This is a genomic window from Paenibacillus maysiensis (genome assembly GCF_000520815.1).
In the GTDB taxonomy this organism is placed as follows: Bacteria; Bacillota; Bacilli; order Paenibacillales; family Paenibacillaceae; genus Paenibacillus; species Paenibacillus maysiensis.
In genome coordinates, this window is record NZ_ASRY01000248.1 from 1 (window position 1) to 1319 (window position 1319).

Below are 1319 nucleotides of genomic sequence, written 5' to 3' on the forward strand. Positions count from 1 at the left end.
ACAACAGCAAGTCGAGCAACGACTCAAAGGAGATGGCTATACACCTCCGGCTGGTTCAACAGGTAGCACATTTACATTGGATTCGATTAAAGGGATGTCCCAAAACGAGATTAATCAGCATTGGGATCAAGTCAAACAAGCATTACAAAACAAATAATAATAAACGAAAAGGACAAGGTGAAAAGATATGACAGTACAGAATTTTATTCCAACAATCTGGAGCGCACGTTTAAATGAAAGCCTGAAAAAGAATTTGGTGTATGGGAGCGTGGTCAACACCGATTATGAAGGTGAGATTCAAGGGCAAGGCTCAACGGTAAAAATTAATTCGATTGGGGCAGTAAGCATTGGCAATTATGATAAGGTGGCAGGAATCGGTAATCCACAGGAACTGGATGCTACACAAAAAACATTGGTGATTGATCAGGCCAAATATTTCAATTTTCAAGTGGATGATGTAGATGCTGCTCAAGCGAATGTAAATCTACTCGATGGTGGAATCGTGGAAGCCTCGTATGGACTGGCCAATGTAGTGGATCAGTATCTTGCTGGATTTTACACAGAGGTCAAAGCTGAGAATACGATGGGCAATGATACAACGCCTGTAATTCCAACGAAAGATACAGCCTATGATATGCTGATTGATCTTGGCGTGCTGCTGGACGAAAACAATGTACCGGAAAGCGAACGGTTTGTGGTGGTTCCTGCATGGTATTATGGCTTGCTGCTGAAAGATGCTCGTTTCACGAAAGACCCAAATATTATTCGCACAGGCTATGTGGGAGATATTGATGGTATGACCGTTTATAAATCCAACAATGTGCCAAATACAGGAGGAGCCAAGTATAAAATCATCGCAGGTCATAAAAGTGCCATTTCGTTTGCGGGACAAGTAGATTCGGTAGAAGCATTCAGACCAGAGAAACAATTTTCAGATGCAGTGAAAGGGTTGCAAGTGTTTGGAGCCAAGTGTATCAAGCCAGAAGCTCTCGCTGTACTTACAGCCAATAAGTCCTAATTGAAAATGTATGATTATGAGAACACATTATAATAGAAGAAACACGTTCGGGGTGTCCGTTTTGGATGCCCTATTTTATTTTTTGGAGGGTGATAAGATGTGGTTTTTGAATCAAGAAACAGGCTGCACATGGGAAGTCACGGATCAGGAGCTGTTGCTGCGTTTACAGGTTAATGATCATTATGAGCAAGTGGATGAGCCTAAACCAGATGAGACTGAGCAAGATTTACCCCAAACGAAAGTTCAAACTGTCAAGAATATGAAGCGTACCGAGAAGGCACAGGTAAAGGAGGAACAGGAG

General features: G+C 42.1%; 2 protein-coding genes. Both read left to right on the forward strand.

The genetic code is table 11. The features are described 5' to 3' along the window. The first annotated feature begins 187 nt into the window (after positions 1 to 187). Complete coding sequence (locus L696_RS0117480; protein WP_025684791.1) at positions 188 to 1018, forward strand: phage major capsid protein; 831 nt, start codon at positions 188 to 190, stop codon at positions 1016 to 1018. A 97-nt stretch (positions 1019 to 1115) separates the two neighbouring features. Beyond that, positions 1116 to 1319 (forward strand): hypothetical protein (locus tag L696_RS0117485; RefSeq protein WP_025684792.1); only part of this gene is annotated, 204 nt, incomplete at its 3' end.